General features: G+C 35.2%; 16 protein-coding genes. 11 read left to right on the top strand and 5 right to left on the bottom strand.

Annotation, left to right across the window (positions count from 1 at the left end):
* Positions 1-141: 141 nt before the first annotated feature.
* Positions 142-2,298, bottom strand: a complete 2,157-nt coding sequence (porW, locus tag HNP25_RS18850) for a type IX secretion system periplasmic lipoprotein PorW/SprE (protein ID WP_184136794.1) — start codon at positions 2,296-2,298, stop codon at positions 142-144.
* Between the two features lie 175 nt (positions 2,299-2,473).
* Between porW and HNP25_RS18845 the strand changes: the two genes are divergently transcribed.
* The 4 genes from HNP25_RS18845 to HNP25_RS18830 all read left to right on the top strand — a co-directional run bounded on the left by HNP25_RS18845 (position 2,474) and on the right by HNP25_RS18830 (position 7,390).
* Positions 2,474-2,686 (top strand): AtpZ/AtpI family protein, encoded by a 213-nt coding sequence (locus HNP25_RS18845; protein ID WP_184136792.1) that lies wholly within the window; start codon positions 2,474-2,476, stop codon positions 2,684-2,686.
* A 257-nt stretch (positions 2,687-2,943) separates the two neighbouring features.
* The gene (locus HNP25_RS18840; protein WP_184136790.1) at positions 2,944-4,971 is read left to right on the top strand and encodes a penicillin-binding transpeptidase domain-containing protein; all 2,028 of its coding nucleotides are present in this window, start codon (positions 2,944-2,946) and stop codon (positions 4,969-4,971) included.
* Positions 4,972-5,056: 85 nt separating this feature from the next.
* Positions 5,057-6,346 (top strand): rod shape-determining protein RodA, encoded by a 1,290-nt coding sequence (rodA, locus tag HNP25_RS18835; protein ID WP_184136788.1) that lies wholly within the window; start codon positions 5,057-5,059, stop codon positions 6,344-6,346.
* Between the two features lie 21 nt (positions 6,347-6,367).
* Entirely contained in the window at positions 6,368-7,390 is a 1,023-nt protein-coding gene (locus HNP25_RS18830) for a hypothetical protein (protein ID WP_184136786.1), read from the top strand.
* A gap of 80 nt (positions 7,391-7,470) precedes the next feature.
* Here the strand turns inward: HNP25_RS18830 and HNP25_RS18825 are convergent, their stop codons facing one another.
* Positions 7,471-7,842, bottom strand: a complete 372-nt coding sequence (locus HNP25_RS18825; RefSeq protein ID WP_184136784.1) for a DUF423 domain-containing protein — start codon at positions 7,840-7,842, stop codon at positions 7,471-7,473.
* A 221-nt stretch (positions 7,843-8,063) separates the two neighbouring features.
* Between HNP25_RS18825 and HNP25_RS18820 the strand changes: the two genes are divergently transcribed.
* The 6 genes from HNP25_RS18820 (at position 8,064) to HNP25_RS18795 (ending at position 16,563) form a co-directional block, all read left to right on the top strand.
* On the top strand, positions 8,064-8,636 hold the full coding sequence (locus tag HNP25_RS18820) for an RNA polymerase sigma-70 factor (protein ID WP_184136782.1): 573 nt from the start codon (positions 8,064-8,066) through the stop codon (positions 8,634-8,636).
* A gap of 61 nt (positions 8,637-8,697) precedes the next feature.
* Positions 8,698-9,759, top strand: a complete 1,062-nt coding sequence (locus HNP25_RS18815; protein WP_184136780.1) for a FecR family protein — start codon at positions 8,698-8,700, stop codon at positions 9,757-9,759.
* 36 nt (positions 9,760-9,795) lie between these two features.
* A complete protein-coding gene (locus tag HNP25_RS18810; protein ID WP_184136778.1) occupies positions 9,796-11,562 on the top strand; it encodes an STN and carboxypeptidase regulatory-like domain-containing protein in 1,767 nt (588 codons plus the stop codon).
* A 71-nt stretch (positions 11,563-11,633) separates the two neighbouring features.
* Positions 11,634-12,719 carry an energy transducer TonB gene (locus tag HNP25_RS18805; RefSeq protein ID WP_184136776.1) on the top strand — a complete coding sequence of 362 codons (1,086 nt, stop codon included), beginning with the start codon at positions 11,634-11,636 and terminating at the stop codon, positions 12,717-12,719.
* Between the two features lie 107 nt (positions 12,720-12,826).
* The gene (locus tag HNP25_RS18800) at positions 12,827-14,659 is read left to right on the top strand and encodes a 3-keto-disaccharide hydrolase (protein ID WP_184136774.1); all 1,833 of its coding nucleotides are present in this window, start codon (positions 12,827-12,829) and stop codon (positions 14,657-14,659) included.
* Between the two features lie 17 nt (positions 14,660-14,676).
* A complete protein-coding gene (locus tag HNP25_RS18795; RefSeq protein ID WP_184136772.1) occupies positions 14,677-16,563 on the top strand; it encodes an auracyanin family protein in 1,887 nt (628 codons plus the stop codon).
* A 93-nt stretch (positions 16,564-16,656) separates the two neighbouring features.
* Here the strand turns inward: HNP25_RS18795 and HNP25_RS18790 are convergent, their stop codons facing one another.
* Together HNP25_RS18790 and HNP25_RS18785 are read right to left on the bottom strand one after the other, a co-directional pair.
* On the bottom strand, positions 16,657-17,148 hold the full coding sequence (locus tag HNP25_RS18790) for a GNAT family N-acetyltransferase (protein ID WP_184136770.1): 492 nt from the start codon (positions 17,146-17,148) through the stop codon (positions 16,657-16,659).
* A 7-nt stretch (positions 17,149-17,155) separates the two neighbouring features.
* Positions 17,156-17,560, bottom strand: coding sequence for a DUF983 domain-containing protein (locus HNP25_RS18785; protein WP_184136768.1), 405 nt, complete (start codon positions 17,558-17,560; stop codon positions 17,156-17,158).
* Positions 17,561-17,699: 139 nt separating this feature from the next.
* On the opposite strand from HNP25_RS18785, the gene HNP25_RS18780 reads away from it, so the two are divergent.
* Complete coding sequence (locus HNP25_RS18780) at positions 17,700-18,797, top strand: J domain-containing protein (RefSeq protein WP_184136766.1); 1,098 nt, start codon at positions 17,700-17,702, stop codon at positions 18,795-18,797.
* A gap of 5 nt (positions 18,798-18,802) precedes the next feature.
* On the opposite strand, the gene HNP25_RS18775 is transcribed toward HNP25_RS18780, so the two are convergent.
* On the bottom strand, positions 18,803-20,029 hold the full coding sequence (locus tag HNP25_RS18775) for a glycosyltransferase family 4 protein (protein WP_184136763.1): 1,227 nt from the start codon (positions 20,027-20,029) through the stop codon (positions 18,803-18,805).
* Positions 20,030-20,066: the final 37 nt, after the last annotated feature.

Below are 20,066 nucleotides of genomic sequence, written 5' to 3'. Positions count from 1 at the left end.
AAAAACCCCGAAATTTGCCAGTATTGACACTTTTTCGGGGTTATTTTATTGGTAATATATTGATTATTAAAAGATTACACTCATAAAGGGAAGCCAATCACAACTCACTAAATCACAATTATCTCACTCAATCACAATTAATTATTTTGCACTTAAAGTAGCTAATCTTTCTTTCGCTAAAGTGATTAATTGACTTTTCGGATAGTCTGAAATGAAGTTTTCTAATGCCGTTTTATATGCTTTTGTATCTTGTGTTTTGGCTAATAATATCGCTTTCAAAAACACTAATTTATCTTCAATTTGGCTGTTCGGATAATCTTTCAAACCAGTTTCAACAATCGTTAAAGCATTTGCAAAATTATTCTGACCGAAATAATTATAAGCTTCGGCATACAATTTCTGTACTTCTGATTCTTTTCCTGTACTCAAACTTTCATTTTGGCTTCTTATCAACAATCTTGCAAAATACGAATCTGCATATTTTGTCAATAATTGATTTTTGTAAGAAGCATAAACGCCTGCATCGTCTTCCGTTAATAAACAGAGCAAATACAATACTTCTGTTTCGTGACTAGAACTTGGAAATTCTTTCAAGAACTTCTCGAAAGTAATAATAGCATTTTTAGGCTCGTTCAAGTTGAGTTTATATACTTTCCCCAAAGCGAAAGTTGCTTCTTCTTGTCTTTTCTTTGAGGCTAAAATAGCTTCTGGAGAAAATGGGATTTTGGCTCTTAAAGCTGCAATTCCAGTTTTCATACCATCAGCTCCTATATTTTTGGCATTTAAATCTCCGAGATTATTTCCTACATTATTCGTCAAATTCTGATTTGAAAGTGCATTATTATCAAAAGAAAGCGTGTTTTCTTTGCTACTTCTTCGCCAATTGTCTTCTAAAACCCTATTTCCCCAACGAGCAGTGAAGGCTGTTTTTCCTTGTGAAATAGCGATGGGATTATTAAAATACCACATCGGTTTGTTTGGGTCGTTGAAAGTACTTGCCGTATTTTTATTCTGTAATTGCTTTCCTTTATTGGCAATTTCGGCTGCACGTTTTTGACTATCTTCTTTTAATTGTTGATTTATATAAACTTTTTCTAAAATCTTATCCAATTGTTCTGCACTCATTTTCGACAAGCTTTGTAGCGAATCTTCCGTTCTGATAATTCTTACTTGTGTTACAAAATCAGCCAAAGAACGCTGTCTATCAATTACTCGTTTGTATTGGGCATCTTGTTGTGGCAACAAAGTGGCAGTGCTATCATAATAAGCTGATGCCATTTCATAATCGCCCATTTGGTTGTAATAAGAATCCGCCAATCTGAGATAAGTAAATGCTAATTGCTGAGGATTTTGATTCGTTCTGGCAGAAGATTGTAATAAAGTCAAACCAGCTTTTGTATTTCCTTTTCTGATTTCGGCAGTCGCCATCGCTTCATAAATCTTATCTTGTAAATCATTATTTTTCGGGTCTTTCAATAATTTTTGAAAACTATTGGTTTGTCCTAAATCCAACGATTTATTGAGCTTCGCATAAAAACCTAAATTATATGAAGGTCTATTTTTACTAACTGATGAATATTTTTGAGCTGCTAATGTTGGATTATTAATCAATTCGTACAATTGACCTGCCACAAAGTACAATCTTGCTTTTTCTTCATTTTTGGGGAGTAATGGCAAAGCTTCTTCCAAAATAGCAACAGATGTTTTGTACTCTTCTTTCAGTTGATGCAAATATGCTTTTGTCAAATAAAAATCTGCGGTATTTTCTTTGTTTAAAGGTTCTTCACGAAGAATTTCAGCTACTCTTAATGCCGTTTGATATTCGCCTTGTTCGGTATAAGCACGCATCAAACCAATTAAAGCAGCGTCTCGTGCATCATCGCTCGTGGCATTGGTATTGACAAACTTAAAAGTTTCGATAGCATTTTTATAATCTTCTTTCAACAAACGAGCCTGACCGATAATCACATAAGCATCGTCGAGCCATTTAGAATTTTGATGGCGTTCGGCAACCAAAGATGCCTTTTTGATAACCGCAGAAAGTTGCTCATTGACAGCCTGAGCAGAGAGAGAATCAATCGGTAAAAGTATTGGAAGAAGCTGTGAGAAATTATCTTGACGAGCATCAAAAATTAAAGTTTCGGCTTCTTTAAATTTAATCTTTGCTTGAAACAGCGCATTGTACTTGGCATTGACATTATGAAATCCCACGCTCAACGGAGAATTACTATACTGAGAACAACTCAATACAAAAACTCCTGTAAGACAAGCGACACATAAAATAAAATATTTATTCATAGAGATTTTTAATGCTGAAACCGTGAAAGAAACGCAACTTTACGTAAAATTAGTATCAGTTTTTATGTTAACGCTAATTTTTTAATTTATTCAATCAAAAAGCCTCATAAATTCAGTTTTGGGTTGAATCTAAAGCTTTTCTCTATTTATTCGATTTTAAATGTTATTCAAAATCATGAAAGACGACTCGCAAAATAATAACAATAGATATATGCGTTATATGGGTGCTGGCACGCAAATGTTGGTGACTATAACTGGAGGAGTATTCTTGGGAAGATGGCTTGATGAAAAAATGATGATGAAAACTCCTTGGTTTACGATAGGCTGTTCACTATTTTTTATTTTTGCAGGAATGTACCTTTTTATCAAAGGATTACCCAAAGAATAATTTATCAGAATATTACAACTCATTTGCCGTTTTCGTTGATATTTTCCTGAAAAATAACAAATTTTGTAATAAGAGTTTTTTCAAGAAGAATTGATATAATTTTCTTGAAAATTTACTTCAAAGATTAAAAAATCGATAAAACAAGCTGTTGAAAATAATTAATTTTTGAATAGCTATTTTAGCAAAACAAAGCTCATTACTTTAAAATACAGACATTCATCAGCCTCTTGGCTTATTTATAAAAAATTTTATTACTCGTGGACGAACTAAGAAAACGATTTATCCAAGGTTTCTTTATCTTGATTGCATTTATCTACATCTGTAGGTTATTTTTCCTACAAGTTGTTGATGAAACTTACAAGCTAGATGCTGAAAACAATGCCATCAGAAAGATTATGCAAGTGCCTTTCAGAGGTTTGGTTTATGATAGAAACAAAAAACTAATCGTAAGCAACACGGTAGTTTATGATTTATACATTACTCCTAAAAAAGCGAAAGTTGCCGACACGCTTCGTTTTTGTCAAATTTTTGGGATTACCCGCCAATCTTTTGATAGTCTTACTCATTTAGCAAGAATATATTCACCCGTTCGTCCTTCGCTATTTCTGAGACAGCTTTCTCGTGAAGACTTTGCCAAAGTACAAGATGTAATGGTTGATTATCCCGGTTTTGAATTTCAATTAAGTGCAGTACGTACTTATGATTCAAAAGCGATGGCAAATGCTTTGGGTTATGTTGGCGAAATCAGTCCTGAACGTTTAGAAAAACTAGAAGACGAAGGCGATGAATATTACCGACAAGGCGATTATATTGGAGTAACGGGTCTTGAACGATTTTATGAAGAAGACTTACGTGGCGAAAGAGGAATCAAGTACATGATGGTGAACAGCCGTGGTGTTGAAAAAGGGGCTTTTAAAGGTGGTGCTTTTGATAAAAATCCTATAGCTGGTAAAAATCTCTTGAGTTCGGTTGATATTAATTTGCAGGCTTATGCCGATAGTTTAATGCAACATAAAGTAGGAAGTGTTGTAGCGATTGAACCAAGTACTGGCGAAGTATTGGCAATGGTTTCCGCACCCACTTATGACCCAAGCCAATTATCTGGACGTACTTTTTCTAAGTATTTTCAAACCTTAAACTTAAATCCTCTTCATCCTTTATTGAACCGTCCGCCGAGTGCATATTATCGCCCTGGTTCTACGTTCAAAATCATTCAAGCATTAGTGGCTTTGCAAATGGGTGTAATTACACCAAATACAGGTTTTGGTCATGCAGGCTCTCCGATTCGTTGTAGCCATAATCACCCAGTAGCCAGTGACGTACAAAAAGCCATTCAATACTCTTGTAACCCTTATTTCTATCAGACTTATAAGCGAATGATTTATAATAATTCTGAAAAAAACGTCTTCAAAAAATCTGCTTTGGGTTTACAGAAATGGGATGAAATGGTAGCAAAGTTTGGTATTGGGCAATTATTGGATATTGATTTGCCAAACGAGAAAAAAGGTAAATTACCAGATGTAAAGTATTACAACGAAGTAATGTACAAAGGCGCACTTTCATGGAAATTCTCTAACATTGCCAGTAACAGTATTGGCGAAGGAGAAATCATCGTAAATCCTTTAAAAATGGCAAACGTTGCGGCAATCATTGCAAACAGAGGCTGGTACATTCGTCCACATTTAGTAAAAGGAATTGATACATTCGGAGCGATTGATCCGAAGTATAAAGAGAAAATATCTGTTGGCATCGACCGCCGTCATTTTAATACAGTTATTGATGGAATGGTTTTAGCCGTAAACAACGGAACGGTTTCTGGCGATGGACGAATGAGTGATATTCAAATGTGTGGAAAAACAGGTACTTCGCAAAACCGACATGGAGAAAACCATTCCATTTTTATCGCTTTTGCTCCTAAAGACAATCCTAAAATTGCGATTGCAGTTTTTGTAGAAAATGCAGGTTCTGGAGGTGCGCACGCTGCACCAATTGCTTCTTTATGTATTGAAAAATATATTAAAGGGCATGTTGACAGAAAAGCCATCGAAACCAAATGGATGAATAAAAGCTATCCAAATTTACTGACTGTTAGAAACGAATTGGCTTCAAAACCAAAAATACCGATGAAGCCAGATACTGCACAGAAAGTAGATGAAGAGCTATTTTTAACCACCCCTTCCACTATCGCTTTACCAATTGGCAGTTCACAAAAAAAGAACGAAGTAAAAATACCGATGAACCCCAAAAAAGCAACTAATTCAAAACCATCAATAAAAAAGAAATAGCGTAGTTGAAAAGCGTTTCTATTTTTTTTAATTCTAATTTCTCGTTGTTCAACATAATTGAATAACCTAATTCATCGAACTCAACTTGGCAAGGCAAGAAAAAATATCTAAAAACCTAGACTGGATTACAGTCTTACTTTTTATCGTTTGCGTAATTGTGGGCTGGTTTAATATCTATGCCGCCATTTATAATCCTGAAAATCCTCTTTGGATTGGCGACCCTGGCTTTTTTGAAACTAATGCAGGCAAGCAACTGATTTGGATTGGCACAACAGTGCTACTCATCATCGCCATTTTAGTGATTGACTACCGCTTTTATGATACTTTTGCCTTCATCATTTATGGGTTTTTCATGTTCATGCTAGTGGCTGTTTTGCTGGTTGGTACAGAAGTAAAAGGCTCTCATTCGTGGTTTAGGATTGGAGGTTTTCAATTACAACCTGCCGAATTTGCCAAAATGGCTACCGCTTTGGCTTTGGCAAAATATATAAGTACACCCATGGTAAACTTAGCTCGTTTCAAAGACCAATTTACGGTGTCGTTAATTATTTTAGTTCCACCAATTCTTATTTTGGCATCTCATGAAACAGGCGTAGCCTTAGTTTTTGCTTCTTTTATGATACTCTTGTATCGTGAAGGACTTCCTGGGGTTTATCCTGCTGTTTTCTTGGCTACTATTATTTTATTTGTACTTTCTCTGATTTATGAAGAATGGCAAATCTATATCGGTTTAGCTGTTTTAGCAGGAATTATTATCTTAATTATGCCTCGTTATGAGCGAAAAACGAAGAATATCATCACCATTTTAGGTATCGCTTTTGTGATGGGTTTATTCGTTACAGGGGTCGATTGGGCAATTAATAATGTACTCCAACAGCATCAAAGAAACCGTATCAAAGTATTGATTGACCCAGATTTTGACCGAAAAAAAACAGGTTATAACGTCCGTCAAGCAAAAATTGCGATTGGTTCTGGTGGACTTTTGGGTAAAGGATATTTGCAAGGCACACAAACAAAATTTGATTTCGTACCCGAACAAAGTACCGATTTTATTTTCTGTACAGTTGGCGAAGAAGAAGGTTTTCTTGGAAGTTTATTGGTTGTGGGTTTATTTCTGGGACTTCTGCTAAGAGTAGCTTATTTGGCAGATCAACAGAAATCCAGATTTGCCCGAGTCTATGGCTATGGCGTCGTCTCCATTTTGTTTTTTCACTTTATGGTAAACATCGGCATGACGATTGGTTTAATGCCAGTTATCGGTATTCCCCTACCCTTCTTTAGTTATGGCGGTTCATCACTTTGGTCATTTTCAATTTTATTATTTATTTTCTTGAAAATTGATGCCCATCGAACTCAAGTGCTTTCAAGATGGTAAACTTTTCACTCTTCTTTAACTATGGCATTAATATCCAAAAAGAAAGTTCCTTTCAAAATTAATCTTCAGCTCAGAAAATATTTAACAAAATATGGTCGGGAGATTAAAATGCCTATTCAGTACAACGATTTACTTCGCTTTGAAAGCTCTATTAGTCTGTATGATAAACAAGGGAATGACACGCTATGGATTACCGTTTTTTTTCCACATTCCGAAATTGAACATGTTTATGAAGGACTCAAAAAAATCTATGCTGATTTAAAAACAGAAGGTGACGAAAAAGTAATCAAACACTTAACAGTTGATAGAATTGATTTATGTACTTATGGCAATACTCAGCCCTTTCGGATTCGGATTGTGAACCGAGTAAATGATAATTTCGATTATTTTTATGTCAAAAGAGCCGATTGTTCCAGAGTATATGGAATGGAATTAGAACATTTACTTTCACCCAATAGAATCAGTTATCTTACTTACGGAAACTCATTGGTTGAAGAACATATCGCTGGCATTCCGGGCGACCAGTTTTTCAAAAACTACCTGAAAAATCCAGATATTAATGAAATTCGTTTGGCAAAAGAATTTGTAAAGTTCAATGAAAGATGTTTGGTTTTACTTTTAGGAGATATGCACTCTTCTAATTTCGTTGTGGAAATCACTCCCGATTTTGAAGAAGTATATTTTAGAATCAGAGCGATAGATTTCGACCAACAAAGCTACGAAGGTAAACGAACTGTTTATATGCCACAATACTTCAAACAAAATAATCCTTTGATTGAAATGGGTATGCGACACATGACGCCAGAATCTGTAAAGCAATATCAAATTGAAGAACGCTCCCTGATTTCAAAGCGATTGAAAGTGGAAAGCCAAAGAGTTTATGAATTGATGGCAATTATGGCAAAAGATGATATTTCAACAACCGAAAATACAGAACAACTCAAAGTAGAACTTGCAAAATATTATCATTCTGATGAATTCCTGAAATGTAAAACGATGGGGGAAATCGTTTGGGCAAGTTTAGAACAAGTAAGAATGCAATAATTAATCACAAATGAGATACAACACAAAGGCTCTATACTTCTACAAGGGAAAGTATAGAGCCTTTCTGTTGTATATTTTCTTTACTTCTTAGTTACTCCTAAAAAGAAGAAAATCCAAGCTGCTATCAAAGCAGTTCCGCCAATTGGAGCAACCGCACCCCACATCGTTACGCCAGTCGCACAAATTAAATATAATGAACCCGCAAAAATAAGCGTTCCTACCAACAGTAAATAACCCGACCAATTCAAAAATTTATGTGGAATTTTCTCTGATAAAATGCCTACAAAAATCAAAGACAAAGCTCCGTACATTTGGTAACGAGCCGCTGTTTCAAAAGTATCTGTTCGGTTGGTAGCTTCTAAAGCAACTTTGAAAGCATGAGCACCAAAAGCACCCAACGCTACAGAAAGTCCAGCGAGTAAAGCACCAGCCTGTAAGAAAAATCTATTCATGTTTTTACGAGATAAAAGATAAATTTCCACAAAGAACGCTAATGAAAAATAGAGTTTCAATAATAAGGCATTGAATATTTATGGCATTTTAAAGTATAATTCGACCAATCATCATTTAATCAATAGGGGTTTAACCAAATTTAGTTGTCATCACTGAAAAATACCAAGGAAGTTTGTAATTTTGTGGGAGTAACTCTACGGAAAAATAACCTCTATCAATTTTGCAAGTCTCTGATTCTGATATTTTATTGGCCATCCGACAAGGGAATGAGCGTGTTTTCGAAACAGTATTTCGGAAGCATTATCAGGCTTTGTGCAACTATTCTTGCAACATCCTGAAAGACATGGATGATGCCGAAGAAATAGTGCAAGGCGTTTTCTTGAAGTTTTGGGAACAACGCCAAGAAATAGAAATTACCGTTTCTTTAAAATCTTATCTCTATCGTGCCGTCCATAATACCTGTTTAAATCGTATAAAACACCTAAAAGTACAAGAAGTATATCGCCAACATGTTGGTGATTTTATAGAAAATACTTTTGATTCTGCCACCGATTTACTTGATAAAAATGAGCTAGAAATACGCATTGCCGAAGCATTAGAAAAACTGCCAGAACAATGCCGACTTATTTTTAAAATGAGTCGATTTGAAGAACTGAAGTATCAAGAAATTGCCAACCAACTAGGACTTTCTATCAAAACAGTAGAAAATCAGATTGGAAAAGCCTTAAAAATTATGCGAACAGAATTAGCCGATTATTTGCCTTTATTACTTTTCTGGGCGATTTTCAACTAAAAACCTGTTTTTGATTTACCAAACTAAATACTAATATCCCGATAAAACCCTTGGGTTGAAGATGATTAACGAAGAAAACATAGACGATTTACTAGCAAAATACCTTGCCGAAGAAGCCGACCATCAGGAAGCCGAAGCAGTAAGCGAGTGGATTGGCTTGTCGAATGAAAATCAGAAAACCTTCGAACAAACGAATCTCATTTGGGAAAAATCAAGCTTACTTCGTACAGAACAACAAGTAAATGTTGATGTCGCTTGGAAAAAACTTGGTATTGGTTCAAAAGCCCAAAACATTCATCAAGTTGATTCCGTGAATATTATCAAAGCTTTGCCAAAAACTAAAGGTGGCGGTGATAGTACTTTTGAAGCGAAGAAATCAATTAGCAATAATCTTATCTTCAAGAATTTCCTTAAAATTGCTGCTGTACTCTCAATTATTGTTGGCGGAGCATTTTTCCTGAATAAAAATCTTCAATCTCAAGTTGAACTTTTGAGTTTCCAGACTGGCAATACTCCTACAGAAAAAATCTTGGCTGATGGTACAAAAGTATTTTTAAATAAAAATTCATCCATCAGTTTTCCAGAAAAATTTGAGGGCGATTTCAGAGAAGTAAATCTTACAGGCGAAGCATTTTTTGAAGTACATCACGACAAAACACATCCTTTTATCATTCATGCCAATGGCTCAGATATTAAAGTTTTGGGTACTTCTTTCAATGTAAAAGCTTATAATGCCCAAGTTCAAGTGGCTGTGAGTACAGGAAAAGTACAATTTTCTAAAAATACTCAACAAGTAATTTTGGTAAAAGGTGAAAAAGCAGAAATCACCAAAGGACAAGAAACGATTGTAAAATCAACGAATATCGACGAAAACATACTTTCCTATAAAACAAAAACGTTTACTTTTCAGGATGCTAGTTTAGCAGAAGTATCACAATTACTTGCTGACAATTTTGGGAAAAATATAGTTTTAGAACAAGATAAATTCAAAAATTGTAAACTGACTGCCACCTTCAAGCAAGAAAGCTTGGATAATATTCTCACCATAATTTCTGAAACCTTCAATCTGAAAATTACCAAACAAGGAGATTCAATCCTGCTTAATGGCGAAGGCTGTCAGTAGAATGAGATTGAACAACGACCTGAACGTCGTTCTACTATGATAGCTTATTATTTGAAATACATTGCTTTTATCATTTGTTTTTTACTGTTAATTACTCACTCTTCTTTAGGACAAATCCCTATTTTAGAGCGAAATATTAGTGTTAGGTTCAATAATGATAGAATTACCGAAGTGTTGGATGTAATTGCCGACGAAGGTGATTTTTATTTTTCCTATAATTCTAATTTAATTGATGGTGACAAACGAATCGATTTGGCTGTTACGAACCGTCCTGTTCGTGATGTCCTAAAGCAAATTTTTGGTACATCAATCAGCTACAAAGTACGTGGACAATACGTAATTCTTCTGAAAAACACTACTGAAAATCAAAACTTACATTTCATATTGAGTGGCTATATCGTTGCCCCCGATGAAGGCATAAAATTACCCGATGCCAGTATTTATGAAAAAACCAGTTTAGCTTCTGCGGTTTCTAACCAATATGGATTTTATAAAATTAAGCTTTTGACCAAAAAATTCCCTATCCGTTTAAGTATTTCAAAACCAGGCTATGAACGCCAAGTAGTTTGGATTAAAAATGCTCAGAACGATTATCTCAATATTGAACTTATCTCAGAAAAGAAAGCTATCGTTTATGAAACGCCCTTTGAAGACAATTCGATTGAACAAATGGAAGCTTTCAAAAGAAGGCATCAGTATATTGAACCGATTCCAGTTTTTAAAGATAATCGACCACCTTTTGTAGATGCCGCTGGCGACGAGAGTTTTCATCCTGTTTTCGTTTCGGCAGATTCGCTGGCATACAGAACCGATTGGGAAAAATTCAAAGATGAAGTAGGTAAGTTTTTTGTAAGACGAAGCCAACGAATCAACGCATTTAATATCAACGATACGCTTAATCAAAAACTTCAAGTATCGCTTTTACCTTTTTTAGGTACAAATAGATTACTTTCAGGAAGTATCATCAACGATTTTTCTATCAATATTCTAATGGGTTATTCTGGCGGAGTACGAAAACTAGAAGTTGGTGGTTTACTAAATGGTGTTCATCATGATGTGGAAGGCGTACAAATAGCAGGTCTGGGCAACGTGGTAGGTGGAGAAGTACGAGGTTTACAAATGAGTACTTTATTAAACATTACGGGAAATCTTGGAAGAGGACTTCAACTAAGTAGCGGTATCAACCTTGTGGCAAATACTGCCAATGGCTGGCAAGTTGGTCTTGTTAATTTTGCCCAAAATGTTGGCAAAAAAGGTAAACAAATCGGTTTGCTGAACATCAGTGAAACCACAGAATCAACGCCATTTGGTTTGTTAAGTTTTGTAAGTTCAAGCGATGGTTATAAACGCCTTGAATTAACCGTTGATGAAAATGAAACAGGAAGTGTTACTTTTAAAACTGGTGTAAGAAAATTCTATAATATTCTTACGATTGGTTATAATTTCCTTAGAACTCGTGAGCTTTTCAGTGCTGGTTACGGAATAGGCAGAGCCTACGAAATGAATCATGGTTGGATGCTCAATACCGATTTAGTAGCCAACGTAATGGTTGAATATGATGCCTTCAACCCCAATGTTGGTACTTTATTAAAATTTGATGTAAGTTTTGAAAAACAAATTGCCAAAAATGCTGCTATTACTTTTGGTCCATCACTAAAAGCACTTTTCATTGATAGGTATAATGTTGCTACTTGGCAAAGCAAACCTTTCAGTAGGATGCCAACTTATACTCCACTGTTTGCAACAGAACACTCTACATTTTGGTTAGGCTTTCAAATGGGTTTAAGAATTCGTTCTAAATAATGTCTTTATTTATTAAATTACGAAAAATTAGAACTTTTCTAATAACATTCGATTTAAACTAGCACGTATTTATGAAAGTACTTTATCTACTAATATTGTCTTTATTGTTTAGCTTTTCTGGAATTAGCCAAGATAAAAATGATTATGCCCAAAAAATCATTGGAAATTGGATGAAAGATTATATCGATATGAAAGATGGTAGTAGAATAGACGACCCATCTATTGATGAAATCACTGCCACAATGCTCATTTTCAAAAAAAATAATATTGCAGTAGTAATTCAGGGAAAAGATGCTGCAAGTACTCCTTTTGAAATTTTTGGAGATACTTTATTGGTTGGAAGTACTGTAATGTATCGTATCGAAAAACTAACTAATTATGAATTTGTGTTTACTCAAATTCTGGAAAATGTACCAGATTATCAGCTAAGACGTTACCATTATTTGGCTACAAAAGAAAATTCTAGCGATTATTTTACTCGAAGGTTTATTAAATCAAATCTCAAAATTCAAGCAAATGGTGATTCTGTCTATGCTTTCAGTAAATATATTTTCCCAAAATTCAAGGCGAATACAGTGGCTTCCAGAGCGTTTGTATTTAATACTTTTGAAGATGTTTATGAACAATCTTATGATTTAATCGAATCTACTTTCGACTTTCCCGAAAAGAAAAAAGGCTTTTTTAAAGTTTCTTTTGTGATAAGTAAAAAAGGTATTTTAAAAGATATTTCTATCAAAGAAAGTTCTGACTCTAGCTATAATGCTCAGCTACAACTAGCCATTTTACAAACTCGCAAATTTTGGCTTCCTGCCGATATTGACGGGAAAGCTGTTGATGTGCTTTTTAATTATGAATTCAATTACAGTGATGAGCAAAATGAAATTAATGATGACAACTACTTCGACCCAGCTGTCTATGCTAGTTTGATTGCCCGTGGTGATAGACAAATCGAAAAGATGAATTATATCAAAGCCATTAAATTATATACAAAATGTATCCTGATGAAAGACGACGCCTACGACGCATTGTACAAAAGAGCAGATGCCTATTTTAAGTTAAATGTCCCAAAAAATGCTTGCTCTGATTGGAATTACTTGGCAACGAAAGGTCTTAAAAAAGCAGAAGACTTATTTATAAAAAATTGTATTAAACGTTAAAAAAACAACTGTTCTAATGTGTTATACAGCTTTTATGAAAATTAATGCCAAAACGTGATAGTCAAAGCATATTTTTTTTATAAATTTCCTGAAATATTCTCAAATCAATGAAAAAACTATTATTTCTATTATTTCCAATTTCGGCATTTGCCCAAACAGAAATCCCACTCAATGATTTAGGAGCTTTCAAAAATCCAAGTACAAATTGGACGATTGTTGGCGGTATCTCAGGAGATTATCAAGCTACCACGCTAACAAGTACTGAAGGCAAAGGCATTTTATATGGTACTGCCAAAGGTGCAAAATACCAAGCAAATGATGATTTGTTTTTCAAACTTGAACATGGCGATATCAAGCTTTCGCTTGATTTTATGATTCCGAAAGGTTCAAATTCTGGCGTATATTTACAAGGACGCTACGAAGTACAAATTTTGGATTCTTGGTTGAAAAAAGAAATCAATGATGGCGATTGTGGTGCTATTTATCATCGTTGGGACGAAGCTCGTGGAGCTGGCAACGAAGGTTATGAAGGACATGCCCCTCGCCAAAATGCCGTAAAAGCACCTGGCTTATGGAATCATCTTGAAATTGATTTCAAAGCGCCAACTTTTGATGCTTCTGGTAAAAAACTAACAAATGCCCGTTTCAACAAAGTAACATTGAATGGCATTATTATCCACGAAAACATTGAATTACTTGGTGTTACTCGTGGTGCCGTTTCGCCAAAAGAAGCGGCAACGGGTCCAATCAGAATTCAAGGCGACCACGGCCCAGTAGCATTCAAAAACATTAAATATGAAGTTTTTGATAAAGCCATTGCAACTTTTAGCCCAACTACCTACGAGTATTATCAAGGGAAATATGCGAGTCTTCAAACTGGAAATGCTAAACCTGTAAAAACAGGTACAGCAGCACAACCAACGATGAAACTGGCTGAAGCAAAAGCTGATTTCTTGTTGAAATTTCAAGGAAAAATCATTATTCCTGAAACAGACAATTATACTTTTACGACAAATTGGACTGGAACTGGAGCATTATTAATCGATAATGACACCATCACAAAAGGCGACCATTGGTATAGCGAAAACGTACAAGGGACGAAAAAACTTTCGGCTGGCGAACATACTTATACCTTGATTCATGCCAAAGATTTTGGCTGGGGACCAAAAGCTTTAGGTTGTTTTATTGAAAGAATCGGTACTGCAAAACAAGGAATTACTGAAAGAACATCTTTACCAGAGCCAGAAGCAACACCACTTATCGAAGTAAAAGTTGGGCAAGAACCAGTTTTACAACGTTCTTTCGTTTTTTATGGTGATAAGAAAAAAACACATGCCATCAGCGTTGGTTTACCATATGGTTTGAATTACTCTTATGACTTAAATCAAGGTGGATATTTACAATTATGGAGAGGGAAATTCTTAGATGCAACTCAAATGTGGCACGACCGTGGCGAACCTCAAACCTCCTCTCCAATGGGCACAACGGTAAACTCAAACGATAAATTTCCTTTAGCATTTTTAGCAAACGAATCAGCCGCATTTCCTGATACTTTAACAAAAAGCGATTTAAAATATAAGGGCTATCGTCTCCAAAAGTATGATTTTGCTGGTCAGCAAATTGCTTTTCCAGATTTCATGTATGAATACAAAGGAATCAAAGTAAAAGATACTTCATTGCCAATGGCAAACAATGAAGGAATTAGCCGTCGTTTAAGTTTTGATGCAGGTTCTGATTCAAAATTATACGCTCTTTTAGCAGAAGGCATTACAATTACTAATATTGGAAATAATCGTTTTGCAGTAGATAATCAACAGTATTATGTACAAGTAAATGCCTCGGAAACCAATAAAGTAATCGTTCGTGAAAGCAATGGTAAAAAACAATTACTAATGCCTCTGGCTGGATTAAAAGAATTGTCTTATCAATTGATTTTTTAAGTATAATATCTCAAGAAATGAAAATATCATTAAAAATATTGCTTTCGATGGGTTTATTGAGCGTAGCAACTCAAGAACTTTTTGCCCAAGCAAAACCAAAACCTTACACAGAAGAGGATTTTTACGAAATTAAAACAATCGCCATTCCTGACGAAATAAAATTAGAAGCAGGTGGAATTGCCCCAATGCCCGACGGACATGTAGCCGTTTGTACCAGAAGAGGCGAAGTATGGATTATTGAAAATCCTTATCAACTAAACGGTACAAAACCAAGCTATACGCTTTTTGCCAGCGGTTTGCACGAATCTTTGGGTTTAGCATATCATGAAGGTTCTTTGTACTGTACACAACGAGGAGAATTAACAAAATTGACAGATACCAATGCCGATGGCAAAGCTGATATTTATGAATCAGTAGCCAATTGGGATTTATCTGGAAACTACCATGAGTACTCTTATGGACCAGTTTTCGATAAAAACGGCGATATGTATCTTACTTTTAACGTAGCTTGGGTTGGTTATGGTGAAGGGAAATTAGCAAAATGGCGTGGTTGGTTAGTAAAAGTAAAGAAAGACGGAACACTTGAACCAATAGCTACAGGTTTGCGTTCGCCAGCTGGTTTTACGGTGAATTCAAATGGAGATGTACTTTATGGTGAAAACCAAGGAGACTGGGTAGGTTCTGGTAGAATTACTCATTTAGAAAAAGGAGATTTTGCAGGAAATGCAGGTGGATTATTCTGGACAAAAGAACCAGATTCACCTTTGAAATTGACAAAAGCTGACATTCCAGACACAGGCGAGCCAATGTATGAAGCTGCTAAAAAAGTAAAAGCCTTGAAATTACCAGCCGTTTGGTTTCCACATGCTTTGATGGGAATTTCAACAGCCGATATGATTGAAGATGAAACAAATGGAAAGTTTGGACCATTCCAAGGGCAATACATTGTGTTTGACCAAGGGCAATCGAAAGCCATGAGAATGAGCTTAGAAAAAGTAAATGGCAAATATCAAGGTGCTTGTTATCCTTTCCGTGAAGGTTTCCAATCGGGAACGGTTCGTGCTAGATGGGGAAATGACGGTTCTATTTTTGTTGGGATGACTTCAAGAGGTTGGGGTTCAACAGGAAAAGCATTGTTTGGTATTCAGCGTTTGGTTTGGAACGGAAGAACTCCTTTCGAAATGAAGAATGTTCACGCCATGCCAGATGGTTTTGAAGTAGAATTCACACAACCAGTAAATCTTAAATCAGCACAAGATTTAGCTAGTTATGAACTAAAAAGCTTTACTTACAAATATCACCACCAATACGGAAGTCCAATTATCAATCAAGAAAAAACACCACTTAGAGGCGTAATCGTATCTGAAGACCGTCTAAAAGTACGTTTGGTAATGGATAATCTACGCAAAGGTTATATTCATGAAATATTGGCTTCTGGTTTAGTAAATGACGAAGGACAGCCTTTATTGCACGACATCAGTTATTATACTTTGAATGATATTCCAGCTGGAGAATTAGCCAAAATTACAACCAAAGCAGTTCCTGTTACTCCAGTAAAACCTGCTACTTTACCTGCGAAAAAAGAAAAAGTTGTAAGTAATGCACCAGTTGATACAAAGCAAGTAGCAGCCTTATTGAAAAAACACGCTTGTACAAGTTGTCATGCAGAAGCGACGAGAGTTGTAGGCCCTCCATTCACAGAAGTAGCAAAAAGAAATTATACTAATGAACAAATTTTGGATTTAGTCTATCATCCGAAACCAGAAAACTGGCCAGATTATGCTACAGAAATGGCTTCAATGACACACGTTCCTAAAGCGGATGTATTAAAAATTGCCAATTGGATTAATTCTTTAGGAAAAAAACAAAAACCTGATTTGAATAAAATAGAGAACAGAGATTAATGATTATTTCATGAAATAGCATTCTCAAAACAAAAATAAAAGCTCTCTGAATTTGATTTTCAGAGAGCTTTTATTTTATACTTTTACCCAAAATTATTCTAAAGATTGGTACATTACATAAGCATCAACCAAACCTAATTGCTGATGATTGAACGCTTTTGGAAGAGTACACATAATCTGAAAGCCTATCTTTTGCCACAATTTTACGGCATGAGTATTGGTACTAACCACAATGTTAAATTGCATCGCTTTAAAACCTAAATCCTTAGCTTCCTGCAAAGAATGTTCTCCCAAAATTCTCCCAATTCCTTTTCCTTGAAAAGCTGGATGAACCATATAAGAACCATTGGCAATATGCGAGCCTAAATCTATTTGATTCGGCTTAATAATATAAGTGCCACAAATTACACCATCTTCAACCGCCACATAAGTAAACATATAATCGGCAAACCAGTGTTTGGTTAAAGCTGATTTAGGCGTATCAGGTGCAATGACATAAGTATCTCCAGAAGCAATTACTTGATGAAAGATTTCCCAAATGCCATCATAGTCTTTGGTAATATCTGCTTTTCTGATTGCTATCATTTTTGTACTACTCTCTTGGTTTATACTTTACAAAACCAAATAAATGGATGAATATTGAACGAGAAGCCCTAAAATTAAAAGGTACAGCCGCCAAAGAAAGTACTGTTATCGGAATGATGTAATAAAGTATCGGCGGGTCATTAAACACAAAGAAAATAGCAACGCCTAAAAATGCCAAAAAAGCCACATTTATGGCATAACTGATAAACATTGCTCCATACCAAAAACCAGGTTCTACTTCAAAACGTAAATTACATACTGGGCAATTGTCGTGCATTTTATCAAATTTAGTGATTTGCCAAAACGGATACATAAACATTTTTCCTTCTCTACACTGCGGGCATTTTCCTTCAATAATGGCTTGAATCCTAGAATGTTTTACATCTAATTTCAGCTTAGTATCGTTTTCCATATCATTTTAATTTATATCGACAAAGTTAAACTAATTCGATAATATTTTGCTCGTTATCACATTAGCTTTCAAGCAAATTGAATACTTTTGCTAAAAATACTTTGTCGAAAAATCAGGTATTACGCTAAAAAGTACTCTTATGTCAAATCAAAATACTTTAATCCTTACTGTTCAAACTGATAAAAATTTATCTAAACTTCAAAAACAATTCAATAGTCATGTCAAAAAAATCAATGAACTAAAAGAAAAATTAGTCAAAGATGCCCAGCAATTGGAGCTTATCGTCAGTCGTATTCAAACAGACATTGTTCCGCTAGAATACAAACATATTGACAAAATTGTAGAAATGGTTTATCTCTTCGATAAGCATTATGACGATAAATTTTTCAAGAAGAAAGAGAAAGAGAAAATTGCTCATTTTATTCTAAGCAAATCAGAAGAGTTAATCGAGCAAGCTGGAAAAGACGAACTAAAAGTAATGTTTGATAAATACGCTGGTCAGACTTATGATGAAATCGCCGAAGAAACTGAGACAGAAAGCATAGACCTCATGAAGCAAATGATGAAGGATATGTTTGATATTGAATTGGACGAAGAGGAAGAAAAGGTAAATGACCCAGACTTTTTACATGATATATTTGAAAAAAAACTAGAAGAAAAAGAGGCTTTTGAACAAGCATCCCAAAAAGAGAAAAAGAAAACTGCAAAACAGTTAGAGAAAGAAGAAAAACTTAAAGAAGAAGCACAAAATATCAATAAAGCCGCCAGAAGTATTTATACAGATTTGGTAAAAGCATATCATCCAGACCGTGAACCTGACGAAGCAGAACGAGAACGCAAGACGGAAATCATGAAGCAAATCACTCAAGCTTACGAGAAAAATGATTTGTTTGAATTGTTACGTTTGAAGATTTCTTTACAGAGTATCGACATCAACGCTTGGAAAATGGCTGACGAACAATTGAAGTATTATAATAAACTCTTGAAAGAACAACTCATTGAGTTGGAACGTGAACATTGGGAATTATACAATAAAGCAAATGGACCAAGTGGTAATTTATTTCAACGTTTTGGTCTTGATAACGATACGACAAAAACACGTATTAAACGTGAAATGACTCGCATTAAAAATAACATCAAATCTATTGAAAATGATATTAATATGTTGAGGATGAAAGAAAATATGCGTGCCTTTCTAAAAACATATAATATGTTTGATGATGATGATTTCTTCTGAAATCATTACTTCAATACTTCGGTTAATGCCGTAATAAGTCTTTCTGAACCAGCCTGTAAAGACCAATTTTCTCTAACATTTTGTAAAGCAAAATCCGACATTTCTTGTCTGAGTACTTTATCAGCAAGCAGTTTTTCAACGTAAAAAGCCAATTCGCTTGCTTTATTTTTAGTCAAAAATCCATTTTTCCCATGAATAACCGTTTCACGAACACCTCCTTCGGCAACAGCTACAACAGGTGTTCCGCAGGCGTTGGCTTCAAGTGGAGCAAAACCAAAAGGCTCTAATTTTGAAGTATAAACCATACAAACCGCATTACTGAGCAATTGTATCAATTCTTCATCAGAAACCATTTTCTTTAATTCAATTTCCACATTCAGCGAATCAGCAAGCTTAGACATTTCGTTCCAATATTCTTCGGTAGCCATATTGCCAATCCAAAGTAATTTCGGGCGATTTTGTTTGATTAATCCTAAAGCTCTAATCGCAAATTCTGGATTTTTATGCGACATAAAACTTCCCAAACCCACCACATATTGCTCCTGATTTATCTTTTCAGTTGAAGGATGAAACAATGCAGTATCAACCCCCAAATAACAAACCTCAGAAGGCAAAGCATATACTCTTTGGCAACTCTCAGCAGAAAAATATGAATTGACTAATACTTTATCAAAAGCTTGATAGTTTTTCCATTCTTCACGCACAAAAGTACGAAACCTGTTCAAACGCCAAGCACTAGCAAAAGTGTGCGTCCAATACTCAAGGCTCAATTTACTTTGTGGTCTATCTGGCGCTTCCCAAACCTGTTTTGGCATGGCTTCATACAAAAAACGCATGGGTTCGCCCAAGTACAAAACCTTTGGAATTTTCACAAATCTTCCAATAAAAGGAACAGCGTAGAACGAACAACTATTAGCGAATAATACATCAAAATTACCTGCGTGAATTTCCTCAGCACATTGTTGACAATGCGTTTCCATCGCCAACATATTGGCTTCTTTCTCGAAAAAAAGTAAGGAGATTTTTCCTTTAAAACTAGGATTAGCTTTAGAATGAACCGCTGGAACAGCATGGAGTTTTACACTCGCTGGCAATTTCATAAAACCGTTTGCATCTGGATTTACTGCCCAAACTTCTACTTGATGTCCACGCTCTATTAAACCCAAAATGTGATACTGTAAGGCTCTACTACCTCCACCACTATGTAAATTATGCCAAACAGCAATCTTCATTTTTTGTAACTTTTAAAAATTAATCGTGAATAGATTA

The sequence above is a fragment of the Arcicella rosea genome (assembly GCF_014204325.1).
Lineage (GTDB): Bacteria > Bacteroidota > Bacteroidia > Cytophagales > Spirosomataceae > Arcicella > Arcicella rosea_A.
Note: the sequence above shows the minus strand (reverse complement) of the source record. Positions and strands in the feature narration are given on the sequence as shown.

Coding starts and splice junctions, on each gene's coding strand:
- HNP25_RS18775 (WP_184136763.1), bottom strand. CDS start 20,029: ATGAAGATTGCTGTTTGGCATAATTTACATAGTGGTGGAGGTAGTAGA.
- HNP25_RS18780 (WP_184136766.1), top strand. CDS start 17,700: ATGTCAAATCAAAATACTTTAATCCTTACTGTTCAAACTGATAAAAAT.
- HNP25_RS18815 (WP_184136780.1), top strand. CDS start 8,698: ATGATTAACGAAGAAAACATAGACGATTTACTAGCAAAATACCTTGCC.
- HNP25_RS18785 (WP_184136768.1), bottom strand. CDS start 17,560: ATGGAAAACGATACTAAGCTGAAATTAGATGTAAAACATTCTAGGATT.
- HNP25_RS18800 (WP_184136774.1), top strand. CDS start 12,827: ATGAAAAAACTATTATTTCTATTATTTCCAATTTCGGCATTTGCCCAA.
- HNP25_RS18825 (WP_184136784.1), bottom strand. CDS start 7,842: ATGAATAGATTTTTCTTACAGGCTGGTGCTTTACTCGCTGGACTTTCT.
- HNP25_RS18810 (WP_184136778.1), top strand. CDS start 9,796: ATGATAGCTTATTATTTGAAATACATTGCTTTTATCATTTGTTTTTTA.
- HNP25_RS18805 (WP_184136776.1), top strand. CDS start 11,634: ATGAAAGTACTTTATCTACTAATATTGTCTTTATTGTTTAGCTTTTCT.
- HNP25_RS18830 (WP_184136786.1), top strand. CDS start 6,368: ATGGCATTAATATCCAAAAAGAAAGTTCCTTTCAAAATTAATCTTCAG.
- porW (WP_184136794.1), bottom strand. CDS start 2,298: ATGAATAAATATTTTATTTTATGTGTCGCTTGTCTTACAGGAGTTTTT.
- HNP25_RS18790 (WP_184136770.1), bottom strand. CDS start 17,148: ATGATAGCAATCAGAAAAGCAGATATTACCAAAGACTATGATGGCATT.
- HNP25_RS18795 (WP_184136772.1), top strand. CDS start 14,677: ATGAAAATATCATTAAAAATATTGCTTTCGATGGGTTTATTGAGCGTA.
- HNP25_RS18845 (WP_184136792.1), top strand. CDS start 2,474: ATGAAAGACGACTCGCAAAATAATAACAATAGATATATGCGTTATATG.